The organism is Burkholderia sp. SRS-W-2-2016 (genome assembly GCF_001931485.1).
In the GTDB taxonomy this organism is placed as follows: Bacteria; Pseudomonadota; Gammaproteobacteria; order Burkholderiales; family Burkholderiaceae; genus Paraburkholderia.
In genome coordinates, this window is the sequence record NZ_MSDV01000016.1 from 48617 (window position 1) to 63396 (window position 14780).

Sequence of the window (14780 nt, forward strand, 5' to 3'; positions counted from 1 at the left end):
CGGGTGTTTAGCGAACTTTCTGTGCGTAGCGCCAGGCCAGTTCGGCCATCGGCTTCGCGCGCCGGCCGGCGTCGAGTGCCTGCGCGCTCGATGCGGTGCCGTCGACGACGCGCTTCATGATGCCCTGCAAAATCGCGGAGATACGGAACATGTTGTACGCGAGATAGAAGTTCCAGTCGCCGTGAATCTCGAAGCCGGTGCGCTTGCAGTAGCGCTCGACATACTGCGCTTCATCAGGAATGCCAAGCGCTGCCCAGTCGAGCCCGGCGATGCCGCGGAACTGCGCCGGGTCGACGTGCCATGCCATGCAGTGATATGCGAAATCGGCGCGCGGATCGCCGAGTGTCGACAGTTCCCAGTCGAGCACCGCGAGCACCCGCGGTTCGTCGCGCGCGAAGATCAGATTGTCGAGCCGGTAGTCGCCATGTACGACCGACGCACGTTCGCCGGTTTCCACCGGCATATGCTGCGGCAGCCAGTCGATCAGCCGATGCATCGCGTCGATCGGCTCGGTCTCGGACGCGAGATATTGCTTGCTCCAGCGACCGATCTGCCGCGCGAAGTAGTTGCCCGGCTTGCCGTAGTCGGCGAGGCCGGCTGCCTGCACGTCGACGCTATGCAGCGCCGCAATCACGCGATTCATCTCGTCGTAGATCGCCGCCCGTTCGTCCGGGGTCATGCCGGGCAGCGACTGATCCCACAGCACGCGCCCCTCGACGAACTCCATCACGTAGAACGCGCGGCCGATCACGCTTTCGTCGTCGCACAGCGCGAGCATCCGCGCGACCGGCACGTCGGTGCCGGCGAGCGCGTCCATCACGCGGTATTCGCGCTCGATCGCATGCGCGGACGGTAGCAGCTTCGCGGCGGGCCCGGGCTTCGCGCGCATCACGTAGGAGCGCGACGGCGTGATCAGCTTGAAAGTGGGATTCGATTGTCCGCCCGCGAATTGCTCGAGCGTGAGCGGCCCGGCGAAACCGTCGACGTGCCGGGTCAGCCATGCGGCGAGTGCGTCGTGGTCGAAGCGTTGCCGCTCGTTGACCGGACGGGTGCCCTCGAACGCCGAGTAATCCGGTCGACGGCTCGGTTCGCCGGTCTGCGTGGCCTGCGCCATGTGTCTCCTCCAGTTCGGTGTCAACTACGCTGGTATCGAATAAATTGTGCGTAGAGCATTTCCATCGTGGTGTTGCGAACGTCGCGATGCAGCGGCGACGGCGGTGAATGGTTGAGCATGCGCAGCACCCAGTCGCGCGGCGCGGCGCCGACATCGAGCGCATTGATGCAGCCGGTCGCCTGCGACAGGTGGCCGAAGAACGTGCGGCCGCCGGCCGTCAGCGCGTGCGACAGGATCGCGCGATTGACGCCGCCGTGCAGCACCAGCAGCACGGTGTCCCACGACGTATCCTCGCGCAGCGCCGCGACCGCCGGCAGCACGCGATCGAACAGCTCGCCGATCGTTTCGCCGTCGAGAAAGCGGGTGCTTTCCGGCACGATGCCGTCGAACACCCCGAGAAACGCCGCCTCGATATCGCTCGGCGCAATGCTGCCGAGCCGGCCGCCGTGAATTTCCTGCAACGCCGGTTCGATCTCGACCTCGATCTGCTGGCCGGTTTCGGCGAGCACGCGGCGCGCGGTTTCGACCGTGCGCGGCAGGCCGCTGACGATCACGCGATCGAAGCGCACGCGCTGCTCGGCGAACACGCGGCCCGCGGCGCTGGCCTGGTCGCGGCCGTTCGCGTTCAGCGGCACGGTTTCCGGATCGATCGCGCGGCCGGAGTCGTCGAAGTAGGTGACGTCGCCGTGGCGCATCAGGAAGATGCGGCGACGTTTCGGCAGTTGGTAGTCGGGCATGTCGGGCGGCTCGCTCCTCGCTTATTTGTAGATCGGCGCGCGTTTCTCGAGAAACGCGCTGATGCCTTCGAGACCGTCGCGGTGATGCAGCGACGCGACGAAGTTATCGCGCTCCGCGACCAGATGATCGGCGAGCGGCTGGGTGCCGGCCGCGGCGATCAGGCCTTTGATGCGGGCCACCGAGTTCGGCGAAATCGCGCCGAGTTCGTCGGCCCACGCGAGCGCGCCGTCGAGGGCGGTGCCGGCTTTCGCGAGCCGGTTGATCACGCCGAGTTCGTGCAGACGCGCGGCGCCGATCGGTTTGCCTTCGATCAGCACTTCGGTGGCCAGCTGCCGCGGCAGCGCCTGGGCGAGGAACCACGAGCCGCCGCCGTCGGGCGTCAAACCGACCCGCGCGTATGACATCGCGAACTTCGCGGTATCGGCGGCGACGATCAGATCGCAGGCGAGCGCGAGCGAGAAGCCGGCGCCTGCCGCCGCGCCTTCGACCGCGGCGATCACCGGCTTCGACGACAGCCGCAGCGCCGAGATCCACTCGCCGAGCATGTCGATGCTGTCCGCTTGCACGGACGGATCTTTCGCGCGGTTTTCGAGCAGCCGGTTCAGATTGCCGCCCGCGCAAAAGAAGTTGTCGGCGCCGGTGATCACGACCGCGCGGATCGACGGATCGCGCTCGACGGTGTCGAACGCTTCGATGCCGGCCGCGTACATGTCCGGATGCAGCGCGTTGCGCGCGCCGGGGTTAGAGAGCGTCAGGACCAGCGTGGATTCGCTGCCGACGGGACGCGAGGCGAGCAGTTCGGCGCTCATTGCTGATTCTCCGGTTGCGTGTCCGCCGCGTCGCGCTGCTTCAGCGACAGACCGAGTTGCGCGCGCCGCGCGAGCCACGGCGACGGACGATAGCGCGGCTCGCCGAGCACGCTGCACATATTGCGCAGGATGGTCAGGATCGTGCCGGCGCCGAGCGCATCGCCGAGTGCGAGCGGCCCGCGCGGGTAGCCGAGCCCGAGCGTGACCGCGAGGTCGATGTCGTCCGGCGTGGCGATCTGCTTTTGCGCGATATCGCAGCCGATGTTGACGATCGTCGCGACCACGCGTTGCGCGACGAAGCCGGTCGAGTCGCGGATCACGGTGACCGGAACGCCGTCGGCGGCGAACAGCGCATGCCCTTGATCGCGCGCGGCGCGGGTGGTGGCGGGGGTGGTCATCAGCGTGCGGCGCTGTGCGCCGACCAGCGGGAACAGCGTATCGACGGCGACCACGCGGCTCGCGTCGAGTGCTTCGTCGACCGCGGCGGTGGTCGCGTCATGGCCGAACGGCGTGACGACGATCAACGAATCAGCCGCGGGCGTCGCACCTTCGTCGAGCTTCACGCCGGCTTTGCCGACCAGTTGCACGACCGCGTCATACGCCTGCGGATAGCGCTTGCTGACCCACACGCTAGCCGGCAAGGCGCTCGGCGCCGGCGCTTCGGCGGGCACCTGCTGTTTGCCGTCCACGTAACGATAAAAACCTTCGCCGCTCTTGCGGCCGAGCAGACCGCCCATCAGCCGCGTGCCGGTGATCGGCGACGGCGTATAGCGCGGCTCTTCGTAGAACTGATGATAAATCGACTCCATCACCGGATGCGACACGTCGAGCGCGGTCAGATCCAGCAGCTCGAACGGCCCGAGCCGGAAGCCGGCCTGCTCGCGCATGATGCGGTCGATGTCCGCAAAGCTCGCGACACCTTCGCCCGCAACCCGCAGACCCTCGGTATTCATCCCGCGGCCCGCGTGATTGACGATGAAGCCCGGCATGTCCTTCGCGCGCACCGGCGTGTGGCCCATGCGGCGCGCGAGATCCATCAGCGCGTCGCCGGCCGCGGGATCGCTGCGCAGCCCGTCGATCACTTCGACGACCTTCATCAGCGGTACCGGATTGAAGAAGTGATAACCGACCACGCGTGACGGATCGGTGCAGCCCGCGGCAATGGCGGTAATCGACAGCGACGACGTATTCGACGCGAGAATGCAGCGGCCGCTAACGACGGTTTCGAGTTCGCGAAAGAGCGCCTGCTTGACGTCGAGCCTTTCGACGATCGCCTCGACGATCAGGTCGCAGCCGACCAGCTCGCTGACGTTCTGCGCGCCGCTGACATTGGCGAGCGCGGCAAGCGAGCGAGACTGCTCGAGCTTGCCTTTGGCGGTCAATTTGGCGAAAGTCTCCGCGAGGTAGTCGCGCGCGGCGCCGACGGCGCTGGGGTTGGTGTCGTACAGCCGCACGCGCAGGCCCGCGAGCGCCGCGATCTGCGCGATGCCGCGGCCCATTGCGCCGGTGCCGACAATGCCGATGGTCTCGATGCTGAAATTGCGAGAGTTCATTGTGATGCTCGACTCCATGGTTTTTTTAGAATAGCACGATCGTGCAATTTACTGGATGATTTGCTCGAATGCCGCCGAGTCGACTTCGACGCGCGGTCTCGAACAACGTGAAAAGGAGACACCGGATGATCAAGCTGTGCGGTTTCGCGCTCTCGAACTATTACAACAAGGTCAAGCTCGTGCTGCTCGAGCACGGCATCCCGTTCGAAGAAGTGCTGGTGATACCGAGTCAGGAGCAGGCGCTGCTCGAGCATTCGCCGCTCGGCAAGGTGCCGTATCTGCAGACCGAGCACGGCGATCTGTGCGAATCGCAATGCATCGTCGAATATCTGGCCGCGCGCTTTCCCGACAAGCAGATTTTCTCCGCCGATCCGTGGCTCGCCGCGAAAGAGCGCGAAATGATTTTCTTCGTCGATGTGCATCTCGAACTGACCGCGCGCAATCTGTACAAGGAAGCGTTTTTCGGCGGCACCGTCAGCGACGCGACGAAGGGGCGGGTGGAGAAGCTGCTGATGCATCACATCGCCGGCTTCAGGCGGATCGCGAAGTTCGCGCCGTATCTGTGCGGCGAGCAGTTCGGCGTGGCGGACGCGGCGGGTTTCGTGAGCCTGCCGCTGGTGGGAATGGCGACGCAGGCCATTTACGGCCGCGATTTTCTGCTCGAGGCGGGGATCGACTGGAAGAGCTATGTGAAGACGGTCAATGCACGGCCCGCCGCGCAGCGTGTGACCGACGACCGCAAGGCCTATATCGCGGCGTCGGCACGGGCGTCGTGATGCGGTGAAGCAGGCCCGGTGCCGCTCGCCCCGGCAGGCGGCGCGCACCGGTGCCGCAACGCGCGATGGCAAGGAACGGTGCTTCGTTCGTGACATCGCGCGGGGCCTCTTACAGTCGCCCGAGTCGTTCGAGCGCGGTGGCCAGCGTGCTTTCCTGTTTCGCGAAACAGAAGCGCACCACGCCGGATTCGTGCGCCTCGTGATAGAACGCCGAGACCGGAATCGCCGCGACGCCGATCTCGCCGGTCAGCCACTGCGCGAACTCGGCTTCCGGCAGATCGCTGATCGCCGAATAGTCGACGCACTGAAAATACGTGCCCGTGCACGGCAGCAGTTTGAAGCGCGAATTTGCGAGACCCGCGCGGAAGAAATCGCGCTTCTTCTGATAGAACGCCGGCAGGTCCAGATACGGCGCCGGGTCTTTCATATAGTCGGCCAGACCGATCTGCATCGGCGTGTTGACCGTGAAGACGTTGAACTGATGGACCTTGCGGAATTCGGCGGTGAGCGCGGCCGGCGCGGCCACGTAGCCGACTTTCCAACCCGTTACGTGATAGGTCTTGCCGAAGCTCGACACCACGAAGCTGCGCTGCGCGAGCTCCGGATAACGCGCGACGCTTTCATGCGGCGCGCCGTCGTAGACCATGTGCTCGTACACCTCGTCGGACAGGATCAGCACGTTGGTGCCGCGCACGATCTCCTCGAGCTTGCGCATGTCTTCGGCGCGCCAGACCGTGCCGGTCGGATTGTGCGGCGTGTTGATCATGATCAGCCGCGTTTTCGGCGTGATCGCGGCGGCGAGGCGGTCGAACGGAATCGCGTAATCGGGCGCTTCCAGCGTGACGAACACTGGCTTGCCGCCGGCCAGTTCGATCGACGGCAGATAGCTGTCGTAGGTCGGCTCGATCACGATCACTTCGTCGCCCGGATGCACGGTGCACAGAATCGCGGTCAGCAGCGCCTGGGTCGCGCCGGCCGTCACCGTGATTTCGCTATTGGCGTCGTAGCGGCGGCCGTACAGATTCGCGATCTTGTCCGAGATCGCCTGGCGCAGCGGCAGCACGCCGGCCATCGGCGGATACTGGTTGTGGCCGTCGCGCATCGCGTTCGCGACCGCGTCGACGATCTTCGGATCGCACGCGAAGTCGGGAAAGCCCTGGCCGAGGTTGACCGCGCCTTTTTCCGCGGCGAGCGCGCTCATCACGGTGAAAATCGTCGTGCCGACGTTCGGCAGGCGAGATGGAAACGTGGGGCTCGTGGGCGTGTCGTGCGGTGCGTTCATGGCGTGGTTCGTAGCAGGGCGATGAGTGGCCGGTTGGTCGGAAGCGAAGCGCGTTCGTGGCGTAGCGCGAAGCCTGATTGTAGGGAATCGCGATGCGCTGTGCGCGCCGCGGGTTTTACGGCGGTTGGCCGCTCGCCGCATTTACTACCCGGTGACGGTTTCGCTGCCGGCGTTCTGCGCGATGCCGGCTGCCGCGACGAACGGCGCCGGCTGCGCGATCTGGAAGCCGAAATCGCGCGCGATCCGCTTCGCGAGCTTCAGCACCGCGCGATCCTTCGAAACCAGCCAGTCGGCCTTCGCCGTATGCGCGAGTTCGAGAAATTTCTGATCGTCGCGATCCTTGCATTGGGGCAACGGCCGCGCGTGCGCGCTGTCGTCGGCGGGCGGCGGCGCCTCGACCATCTGCGCGAGTCGCGCGACCACCGCGAGTGCGGCAGCCTTGTCGACGTTGCGATGCGCGAACTGCGGATAGTCGAGCACGTACGTGAGTTCGGCGAGGCAGCGCGCGTCGATCAGCGCGCTGAGCGCGCCGCTTTCGAGCGCGCTCGCGATCGGCCGCGTGTGCGGGTCGTCGAATACGAGAATATCGATCCACACATTGGAATCGAGCACGACGCGCAACGCGCCGCTTGAGACGTGGGAACCGGGCATTCGTTACAATCGGGCTTTCAGTCTTTGACCACCAGGCACGGCGTGCCTGCATGCAAGCCTCTATGATAATCGTTCTGTCGCCGGCCAAATCGCTCGACTACGAAACCCCGCCGCACGTCAAAAAACACACAATCCCCGATTTCGTCGACGACGCCGCCGAGCTGATCAGCGATCTGCGCCGGCTGTCGCCGCAACAGATTGCGTCGCTGATGGGCATCTCCGATCAGCTTGCTCACCTCAATTTCCAGCGCTACGCGGAATGGTCGCCGCAATTCGGCACGCACAACGCCAAGCAGGCGGTGCTCGCGTTCAATGGCGATGTGTACGAGGGCTTCGACGCGAAGACGTTGTCGTCGGCCGATCTCGACTATGCGCAGAACCACGTGCGCGTGCTGTCGGGTCTGTATGGTCTGCTGCGTCCGCTCGATCTGCTGCAGCCGTACCGGCTCGAAATGGGGACGCGTTTCGCCAATCCGCGCGGCAAGGATCTGTACGCGTTCTGGGGCGAGCGCATTACCCAGGCGTTGAACGCGCAATTGCAGAAGAATACGGCGGGCGAGCGCGTGCTCGTCAATTGCGCGTCGGGCGAGTACTTCAAGTCGGTCAAGCCGAAGCTGCTCGACGCGCCGGTCGTCACGCCGGTGTTCGAGGACTGGAAGGGCGGTCGCTACAAGATCATCAGCTTCCATGCCAAGCGCGCGCGTGGTCTGATGGCGCGCTTCGCGGTGGCAAACCGGCTCGAGCGTCCCGAGCAGTTGAAGGACTTCGATACCGAAGGCTACGCGTTCAGCGCCGAGGCCTCGAACGATTCCACTTACGTATTTCGCCGGCGCATCGCCGAATAAGCGTGCCGCCCACGCTCTTTAGCTGCGCGCGGGCAGCCGTTGGCAACCCGGAGAGGGAAGGATTTCATGACCATATCGATTACGAGTAATTTCGATGCCGGCGCGATCGACGTGCTGTCCTGCGAGGACGCCGGCAATATCCGCCTGCGCGTGCGGCCCGACAGTCATGCCGAGTTCGCGCAGTGGTTCTATTTCCGGCTCGCCGGCGCGGCGGGCGCACGTTGCGTGATGAGCTTCGAGAATGCGGCGGCGTGCGCGTTTGCCCAAGGCTGGCGCGACTATCGGGCGGTCGCGAGTTACGACCGCGTGAACTGGTTCCGCGTGCCGACCTCGTACGACGGCAACGTGCTGACGATCGACCATACGCCCGATTTCGACAGCATCTACTACGCGTATTTCGAGCCGTACAGTGAAGAGCGCCATTCGGAGTTTCTCGGCGCGGTGCAGCAGATGCCGCATGCGTCGTTGAGCGAACTCGGCAAGACGGTCGAAGGACGGCCGGTTTCGCTGCTGACGCTCGCCACGCCGCTCGCGGACGACGCCGCCAACGCCGCGCCGAAAAAGAAGATCTGGCTGATCGCGCGCCAGCATCCCGGCGAGACGATGGCCGAATGGTTTATCGAAGGGCTGGTGAAGCGGCTCGTCGGTTGGGGCGATTGGGCGGGCGATCCGGTCGCGCGCAAGCTTTACGACCACGCGGTGTTCTACATCGTGCCGAACATGAATCCGGACGGCAGCGTGCACGGCAATCTGCGCACCAATGCGGCCGGCGCGAATCTGAATCGCGAATGGATGGAACCGGACGCCGCGCGCAGCCCCGAGGTGCTGGTGGTGCGCGACGCGATCCACGCGACCGGCTGCGACCTGTTCTTCGATATCCACGGCGACGAGGCGTTGCCTTATGTGTTCGTCGCGGGTTCGGAAATGCTGCCGGGCTTCACGGAACAGCAGGGCCGCGAACAGAAGGCGTTCATCGAGGCATTCAAGCATGCGAGCCCCGACTTCCAGGACAGGTACGGCTACGCGGCGAGCAAGTATCGCGAGGACGCGCTGAAACTCGCGTCGAAGTACATCGGCAACGAATTCGGCTGTCTGTCGCTGACGCTTGAGATGCCGTTCAAGGACAACGCGAATCTGCCCGACGAGCGGGTAGGCTGGAACGGCGAGCGCAGCGCGTCGCTGGGCGCCGCGATGCTGCAGGCCATTTTGCGACACGTGGAGACGTTCGCCTGATCGGGCGGGATTGATGCAAAAAAGAACGAGGCACGCACAGGAAACTGTGGGTGCCTCGTTTTTATTGGGCTGGCGGACTGGCCGATCGGTCGGAACCGAGCGGCGCCCGGGCGTCAGTGACTCTTCTTCTTCGCTGCGCTGCTGCCTGACTTGCTCGACGACTTGCCGGAGCTCGCCTTCGACGATTTCTTCGTGGTTTTGCCGCTTACCGCGTGCTTGCCCTTGCTGCCCTTGTGCTTGCTCGACGCGCTATGCGAGCGGTTCGGCGGCACCGGGTCGTTCCAGCTGAAGGCGAGCATCTGAGAGCCGACGTAGCCGCAGCGGAATTTCAGATCGGCCGGCTCTCCCGAGTTGTTCTGACGTACGCCGACGCCCTCGACGGTAACGATGCTGTCCACCTTGACACGCTGTTTGCCTTCGTCGAACGAATCGTTCCACGGCGTGACCGACGAGTGAGCGCTATCGAACGAACTGGGCGGAAATTCGACGTGGTCGAACGCGGTCGATGTGCTCGCGACGAAGTTGCCGTGCGCGGCGCAGTCCGCGACGAGCGGGTCCGCGTGCATGCCGTTAATGAATCTGTTGACGAGGTCGTTGTGCTGCTCGAGCTGATCGGCGAATGCGGGAGCAGTGCAAAGCAGCGAGAGGCTCGCTGCACAGGCTGCCAACCGGCCGACCATCCGCAGCAATCGGCGCGGTACGTTGGTGCGATCCATCTAGTTCTTTAGATGCGAATGGGAGGGAAGGAGGCAAATAAGATGCCCCGCGGAAGGGTTGAGTTCAATCTTGCTGCAAATTTTTTGTCTTGTCCTGGGGACGCCTCGTGAGCGCCGCACGGCCACGCGGTGATTATCACAGATACGCGTTGGGTCGCACCAAAGCCTGAAATTTCAGGTGCGCGGGCCGCCCAGGCGATAGCGCCGTACGTCGTACGTGGTGACCCACGCGGGACGGTAGACCGCGATCAGCGCCGTCGCCATGCCGGTGAACCATGCTTCGCCGGTGGCGAGCAGCAGCACGCTGAGTGCGTAGCCGGCCGGCACCACGGTCATGGAGCCGTCGGATAGCGCGATATGGATGCCGAGCGCCGCCGCGGCGGTCAGCGCCACGGCGATGGCAGGTGAGACGAAGCCCTGGCCTAAGATGAACATGAACAGATTGCGCGGCAGCCACGCGGTACAGATGCGCTGAAGCAGCGTAGAGATGCCGACCGGCAACGCGCCGTACACGAGAAACGTGATCGCGATGCCTTGCCACGGCGCGTCGAACACGACCGCGGCGAGGCCCGTGACGATCGCCATCGCGAGCAGCGCTAGTCCCCAGTCGAACAGCGTGACGACGAGGGTAGCGCCGAGCAGGTGCATCACGGTGCCGTCGTCGAGCCAGGCGTTGCTCGCCCACAGCACCGATACCGCGACGATGATCGCGAGCCAGACGTGCTGAAGCGTGCCGTCCTGAAGTCTTTTGAAAGGGTTTTTCCACAGCGCGAGCGCGACCACCATCGCAGTGACAATCCAGCCACCGACAGCGGCCCAGAACGGAAGCGGTGTGTAGAGGAAACCCATGAGTCTCATATTACTCGTTGGACGACAAAAGGTGTGAGCGGATTCCATGCCAGCGGCCGCTCACACTGCGCGGATGCGTGCCTGCGAACGCAGGCGCGCATCATGGCTGACGTCAGGTGGAACCTGGCGGGACCGACTTCGGCTTGCGGGTGGGTTGAGGTGCGTCGCCATAGGACGTAGGCGGCTCGGCGGCCATCGGCAGCGCGGTGCTGGTGTCGCTGGTGGGCAACGGATATTCGAACTGCATGCGCCTTGGGTGACGCAGCGGAACGGGGCCCGGTTCTCCGCGTCTGACCGGGCGCGCGCTGTCGTCACCGCTATTGCGCAACACCTGCAGATGGTTCGTCAGCCAGCCGTTGTAGAGCGCGACCGCGGCGGCGCGGTTGGGCGCGCCGAGTTGCTGGAATATGCTCGTCAGGTGGATCTTGACCGTGCCTTCCGCAATGCCGAGCGTGCGCGCGATCATCTTGTTCGTGCTGCCCATATGCACGCAGCGCATGATCTGCTCCTGGCGCGGCGACAGCACGCTTGTGAGCTTGTTGCGACGCGGCGGGAGGTTGTACACATCGAATGGGCGGATCGCGGTATCGGGCGGCAACGGAGGATCGAGCGCCAATGCGCCGGGCGGCACATAGTGACCCCCGAGCACGACCATTTCGAGCGCGCGCACGATCAGACAAGGATCGGTATCGCGCGGTACGACGCCGAGCACGCCTTCGTCCATCAACGTGCGGACGAGTTCGGGCAGGGTTCCGTCGGTCAGCACGCTGACCCGCAAACCGGGGTAGTAGCTGAGCAGCTTGCGGACATCGGCCACCGTCATCCAGTCCTCCCAGTCGATCACTACGAGGTCGGGCCAGTAACGCTTGAAAGGGCGGACGAGTAGGCGCCAGTCGTCGGCTTCGGTGAAACGCGCCACTCTGTCGATTTGGCGCAGCAAGGCCTTGAGTCCATCACGTCGTTCCGCGTTTGAATTGAGAATCGAGAAGCGCATGCGTGTCTCCAGTAGGTCGGCAAAATTGCGCGACGCACCGGGGTGACCGTGAACACTGACTCATGCACGGCGATGCGTCACCGTCCCTATGATGACAAATTCCTTTCGATTTGACGGCTGGCCAAAAGGCATAGGATGCGTGGTTTTAACAACAAAAAAGCCCCGCATCGGCGGGGCTCTTTTGCGATAAGACGAGATGCGCGAAGCGCAACTCAATGGAAATGCGGTTGTGCGGGCTCGGCGTCTTCCGGCATCTCCGCGTGGACGATTTCACCGAGCGGATCGGCATACAGCGGCACGCCGCAGTCGTCGCAATATTCGGGCTCGAAGCGGCCCGCGTGGCGCCGGACTTCAGTGATTCCGGTCTCCTTGAGCAGTGCCACGATCTCCTCGAGCGGGTCGTCCGAACCGGTGACTTCCTGCGGTTCTTCATCGATACCCGGCTCGCCGTTTTCACGGCCATAAAGCGGCCACACGACGCCGTAAATCACGTCGTTGCTGCCGCGGCGCGTGAAGCCGACACGGTACTCGTCGATGCGCCGTTCGCCGAAGCCTGCGACCACCGCGCGCAGGTCCTGCGGAGCGGCGCCAATTGTGTCGAACAGATAACGCACGGCGGTCCGCACGGTGTGAGGGCGCACACTTTCGTCCGCATCGCGACAGGCGGAGTAGTACGCGTCCGGTAGCAGGCATTCGAATTCGCAGCCCGGCAGAACCAGCGAGAGATTCGCACCGCCTTGCGTGGCCCACTGCTCGAGGCACTGGCTGCGCTCGATCCGGTTGCCGTGCTCTTCCTCCTGCCAGCGGAAGGTCGCGGCGCCGACAGGTGCGGCAACCACCGCCAGCAGGAAGCGCGGATCGGCCAGAATCGGCGAGGTCTCCGGCAGTTCGCCAAAACTGAGCTTCGCGTTGCCGCCGGCGACTGCCGCCTGTGCAAGTTGTTGGGTGATCCGCCACGTTTCGACATGATGTCGCGGCAACTGGTCGATGCTGTAGAGAAACGGCGCCATCGCGACGCGGGTGTTGCCGGCGAGCACATGCGCGTGCAGGTGGGCGCGCAAAGCGTCGGCGGCATCGGCCTTGAGCGGACCGGACGGAATCACGTAGCGGGTCCAGGCAAGTACCGGCGCGGCGATCAGCAGCGCCTCGTAAGCCACGCCTTCGTGTTCGATCACGAACGATTCGCTATGCGTTTCCGCCATGTCGGCAAGCGCGCCATAGGCATCGGGATGATTTTGCTGAAGATGGTCGAGCGCGGCATCCAACGTGGTCTGGTTGGCGTTGCGCACGATTTTGGCCAGCAGCGCATCGAGCTTCGCTTCCCAGAAGCGGTCTTCGGTGCGGCTACCCGACGCGAAAAGCGCGAGCGAGAGACCGACGAGCTTGTCGGCGTCGGGAGGGAGTCGTTTAGCGATTCGCGAGCGCATAAATCCGGAAAAATTGGGGGCACGGAACCTTATATTCTAGTCTTTTCCGGGACGCTCTACCGTTTGATCGACAATCTCGGCTCGATCGCCGTGCTCTCATCTCAAAAAATGATGCGTCGCTCGCGCGATCTTTCGCGACGCACAGCGCCTTGGCCTGATGGTATAAGACATCCCCGGACGCCCGACTCGCTTCTATACTGGCGGCGTCCAGCGGCGCCTGACAGGCGTATGTCAATTGATTGCCACGGTCTGGCGCAATAGGAGATCCATCGTGAAATCGGACCAACTGATCGAACGGCTTGCGGCGGTATTCGCGCTGATTGTGCTCGTGGGTGGTTCGTTACTGGTGCTGGCGCCGTTTACGACCGCGCTGCTGTGGGGCGCCATCCTTAGTTACAGCTCCTGGGGGCTCTACCGGCGGCTGGCAACCGCGGTCGGCGGACGCCGCAAGCTGGCCGCGACCTTGATCGTGCTGATCATTCTGGTCGTCGTGCTGGGACCATTCGTCTATGCGGGTTTTGCGTTCGGCGCGCATGTTCATGACATCGTGGCGCTGGTGCAGAGACTCTTCGAATCGGGGTTGCCCGATCTGCCGTCGTGGGTACAACGGATTCCGCTGGTCGGATCTAGCATCGAGGCGTTCTGGGAGCGCGTGACCAGCAGCAATTCGGAACTGATTGCGCAGCTGCGCACCCTGGCGGCGCCCGCTGGTAAGTGGATTCTGGCCGCTGGGCTTGCGGTCACGCATGGGCTGGGTCTGCTGGCGTTGAGTATCGTGCTGGCGTTTTTCTTTTATACCGGGGGCGAGGGTGCGGCTGCGTGGCTCAATGCGGGCATGCGGCGTATCGCGGGAGAGCGCGCCGATTACCTGCTTGCGCTCGCGGGTAGCACGGTCAAGGGCGTCGTCTACGGAATTCTTGGTACCGCGCTGGTTCAGGCGGTTCTGGCTGCGTTCGGATGCTGGATTGCGGGCGTGCCGGCGCCCGCGTTGCTCGGGCTGGCGACGTTTTTCCTGTCGGTGGTGCCGGGCGGCCCGGTCATCGTCTGGTTGCCTGCGGCCATCTGGCTGTACCAGGGTGGCGAGACGGGATGGGCAATCTTTCTGGTCATCTGGGGTGTGCTGGTCGTCAGCATGGCTGACAACGTTATCAAGCCGATCCTGATCGGCAAAAATAGCGATATGCCGCTGATCCTGGTGATGTTGGGCATTCTTGGCGGCGCGCTTGCCTTTGGCTTTCTGGGTGTCTTCATCGGCCCGACTTTGCTTGCGGTCGCTTATACCGTGCTGCACGACTGGACTATCGGTACGTCCGCTGCTCCAAAGCTGCCATCTCAACTGAAAGAGCCGGCTGCGGACGATGCGGGTCAGGTCGGGAAGGCGCCCTGAGGAAAACCCGAGGATGGCACTTGCAACTTTGAGTTGGGGCGACTAGAATCTCGCTCTTTCGTGCTCCGGACACCGGGGCGCGGGGAAGCGGGAGAGCCTTAAGTGGTGCGGGCTTCAGCGACGTAAGCAGGTTAAGAAGTTGATAAAAACCTGTTGACGATTCGATGAAAGTTCTTCATAATCTCGTCTCTCTGCTGCTGATGCAGCAACGCAAACGAAGCGGCGCCAAGGCGCTGCGAAGTAAGCGAATCGATCTTTAAAAATTAACAGCCGATAAGTGTGGGCACTTGATGCGGAATGCAGCGGTGGTTCTTCGGAATCGCCGTATGGCAAAAGTATCAAAAGCCTCACACAGTATTAGAGGAAGGTTTGTCTGTCGAAAGACGGATTAATCATCGTCAGTACG

At 63.8% G+C, this 14780-nt stretch carries 14 protein-coding genes; 4 read left to right on the forward strand and 10 right to left on the reverse strand.

From position 1 onward, the window contains the following. Positions 1-7: 7 nt before the first annotated feature. From BTH42_RS05315 to BTH42_RS05330, 4 genes are read right to left on the reverse strand one after another with little or no spacing between them, the layout of a single operon-like run. Complete coding sequence (locus BTH42_RS05315; RefSeq protein WP_075296532.1) at positions 8-1114, reverse strand: phosphotransferase; 1107 nt, start codon at positions 1112-1114, stop codon at positions 8-10. 20 nt (positions 1115-1134) lie between these two features. Next, positions 1135-1851: a histidine phosphatase family protein gene (locus BTH42_RS05320; RefSeq protein ID WP_075296534.1), complete on the reverse strand. Its 717-nt coding sequence runs from the start codon at positions 1849-1851 to the stop codon at positions 1135-1137. A 21-nt stretch (positions 1852-1872) separates the two neighbouring features. Continuing rightward, positions 1873-2661 (reverse strand): oxepin-CoA hydrolase, alternative type, encoded by a 789-nt coding sequence (locus BTH42_RS05325; RefSeq protein WP_075296536.1) that lies wholly within the window; start codon positions 2659-2661, stop codon positions 1873-1875. Continuing rightward, entirely contained in the window at positions 2658-4214 is a 1557-nt protein-coding gene (locus BTH42_RS05330; protein ID WP_075296538.1) for a 3-hydroxyacyl-CoA dehydrogenase, read from the reverse strand. The genes BTH42_RS05325 and BTH42_RS05330 overlap by 4 nt, the downstream gene beginning before the upstream one ends. A gap of 125 nt (positions 4215-4339) precedes the next feature. Here BTH42_RS05330 and BTH42_RS05335 point away from each other — a divergent pair, with 125 nt between their 5' ends. Continuing rightward, the gene (locus BTH42_RS05335) at positions 4340-4990 is read left to right on the forward strand and encodes a glutathione S-transferase (protein WP_075296540.1); all 651 of its coding nucleotides are present in this window, start codon (positions 4340-4342) and stop codon (positions 4988-4990) included. Positions 4991-5099: 109 nt separating this feature from the next. On the opposite strand, the gene BTH42_RS05340 is transcribed toward BTH42_RS05335, so the two are convergent. Both BTH42_RS05340 and BTH42_RS05345 read right to left on the reverse strand, forming a co-directional pair. Next, positions 5100-6272, reverse strand: a complete 1173-nt coding sequence (locus BTH42_RS05340) for a pyridoxal phosphate-dependent aminotransferase (protein ID WP_075296546.1) — start codon at positions 6270-6272, stop codon at positions 5100-5102. Between the two features lie 144 nt (positions 6273-6416). Next, positions 6417-6923, reverse strand: coding sequence for a putative toxin-antitoxin system toxin component, PIN family (locus BTH42_RS05345; protein ID WP_075296547.1), 507 nt, complete (start codon positions 6921-6923; stop codon positions 6417-6419). Between the two features lie 62 nt (positions 6924-6985). Between BTH42_RS05345 and yaaA the strand changes: the two genes are divergently transcribed. Both yaaA and BTH42_RS05355 read left to right on the forward strand, forming a co-directional pair. Then, on the forward strand, positions 6986-7768 hold the full coding sequence (gene yaaA, locus BTH42_RS05350) for a peroxide stress protein YaaA (protein ID WP_075296548.1): 783 nt from the start codon (positions 6986-6988) through the stop codon (positions 7766-7768). A 66-nt stretch (positions 7769-7834) separates the two neighbouring features. Further along, on the forward strand, positions 7835-9001 hold the full coding sequence (locus tag BTH42_RS05355; RefSeq protein WP_075296549.1) for a M14-type cytosolic carboxypeptidase: 1167 nt from the start codon (positions 7835-7837) through the stop codon (positions 8999-9001). Between the two features lie 113 nt (positions 9002-9114). Here BTH42_RS05355 and BTH42_RS05360 read toward each other — a convergent pair whose 3' ends face one another. The 4 genes from BTH42_RS05360 to BTH42_RS05375 all read right to left on the reverse strand — a co-directional run bounded on the left by BTH42_RS05360 (position 9115) and on the right by BTH42_RS05375 (position 12987). After that, positions 9115-9717 carry a BspC domain-containing protein gene (locus tag BTH42_RS05360; protein ID WP_075296550.1) on the reverse strand — a complete coding sequence of 201 codons (603 nt, stop codon included), beginning with the start codon at positions 9715-9717 and terminating at the stop codon, positions 9115-9117. A 174-nt stretch (positions 9718-9891) separates the two neighbouring features. Then, positions 9892-10566, reverse strand: a complete 675-nt coding sequence (locus BTH42_RS05365) for an energy-coupling factor ABC transporter permease (RefSeq protein ID WP_075296552.1) — start codon at positions 10564-10566, stop codon at positions 9892-9894. A gap of 112 nt (positions 10567-10678) precedes the next feature. Further along, complete coding sequence (locus BTH42_RS05370; RefSeq protein WP_075296558.1) at positions 10679-11560, reverse strand: response regulator transcription factor; 882 nt, start codon at positions 11558-11560, stop codon at positions 10679-10681. 212 nt (positions 11561-11772) lie between these two features. Further along, the gene (locus BTH42_RS05375) at positions 11773-12987 is read right to left on the reverse strand and encodes a DUF2863 family protein (protein ID WP_075296560.1); all 1215 of its coding nucleotides are present in this window, start codon (positions 12985-12987) and stop codon (positions 11773-11775) included. Between the two features lie 271 nt (positions 12988-13258). Between BTH42_RS05375 and BTH42_RS05380 the strand changes: the two genes are divergently transcribed. Further along, on the forward strand, positions 13259-14374 hold the full coding sequence (locus BTH42_RS05380; protein ID WP_083654662.1) for an AI-2E family transporter: 1116 nt from the start codon (positions 13259-13261) through the stop codon (positions 14372-14374). Positions 14375-14780: the final 406 nt, after the last annotated feature.

What these genes read in the sequence shown, in the direction of transcription:
- BTH42_RS05360 (WP_075296550.1), bottom strand. Translation starts at nt 9,717, where the DNA reads ATGGATCGCACCAACGTACCGCGCCGATTGCTGCGGATGGTCGGCCGG.
- BTH42_RS05375 (WP_075296560.1), bottom strand. Translation starts at nt 12,987, where the DNA reads ATGCGCTCGCGAATCGCTAAACGACTCCCTCCCGACGCCGACAAGCTC.
- BTH42_RS05370 (WP_075296558.1), bottom strand. Translation starts at nt 11,560, where the DNA reads ATGCGCTTCTCGATTCTCAATTCAAACGCGGAACGACGTGATGGACTC.
- BTH42_RS05340 (WP_075296546.1), bottom strand. Translation starts at nt 6,272, where the DNA reads ATGAACGCACCGCACGACACGCCCACGAGCCCCACGTTTCCATCTCGC.
- BTH42_RS05325 (WP_075296536.1), bottom strand. Translation starts at nt 2,661, where the DNA reads ATGAGCGCCGAACTGCTCGCCTCGCGTCCCGTCGGCAGCGAATCCACG.
- BTH42_RS05315 (WP_075296532.1), bottom strand. Translation starts at nt 1,114, where the DNA reads ATGGCGCAGGCCACGCAGACCGGCGAACCGAGCCGTCGACCGGATTAC.
- BTH42_RS05335 (WP_075296540.1), top strand. Translation starts at nt 4,340, where the DNA reads ATGATCAAGCTGTGCGGTTTCGCGCTCTCGAACTATTACAACAAGGTC.
- BTH42_RS05345 (WP_075296547.1), bottom strand. Translation starts at nt 6,923, where the DNA reads ATGCCCGGTTCCCACGTCTCAAGCGGCGCGTTGCGCGTCGTGCTCGAT.
- BTH42_RS05355 (WP_075296549.1), top strand. Translation starts at nt 7,835, where the DNA reads ATGACCATATCGATTACGAGTAATTTCGATGCCGGCGCGATCGACGTG.
- BTH42_RS05365 (WP_075296552.1), bottom strand. Translation starts at nt 10,566, where the DNA reads ATGGGTTTCCTCTACACACCGCTTCCGTTCTGGGCCGCTGTCGGTGGC.
- BTH42_RS05320 (WP_075296534.1), bottom strand. Translation starts at nt 1,851, where the DNA reads ATGCCCGACTACCAACTGCCGAAACGTCGCCGCATCTTCCTGATGCGC.
- yaaA (WP_075296548.1), top strand. Translation starts at nt 6,986, where the DNA reads ATGATAATCGTTCTGTCGCCGGCCAAATCGCTCGACTACGAAACCCCG.
- BTH42_RS05330 (WP_075296538.1), bottom strand. Translation starts at nt 4,214, where the DNA reads ATGAACTCTCGCAATTTCAGCATCGAGACCATCGGCATTGTCGGCACC.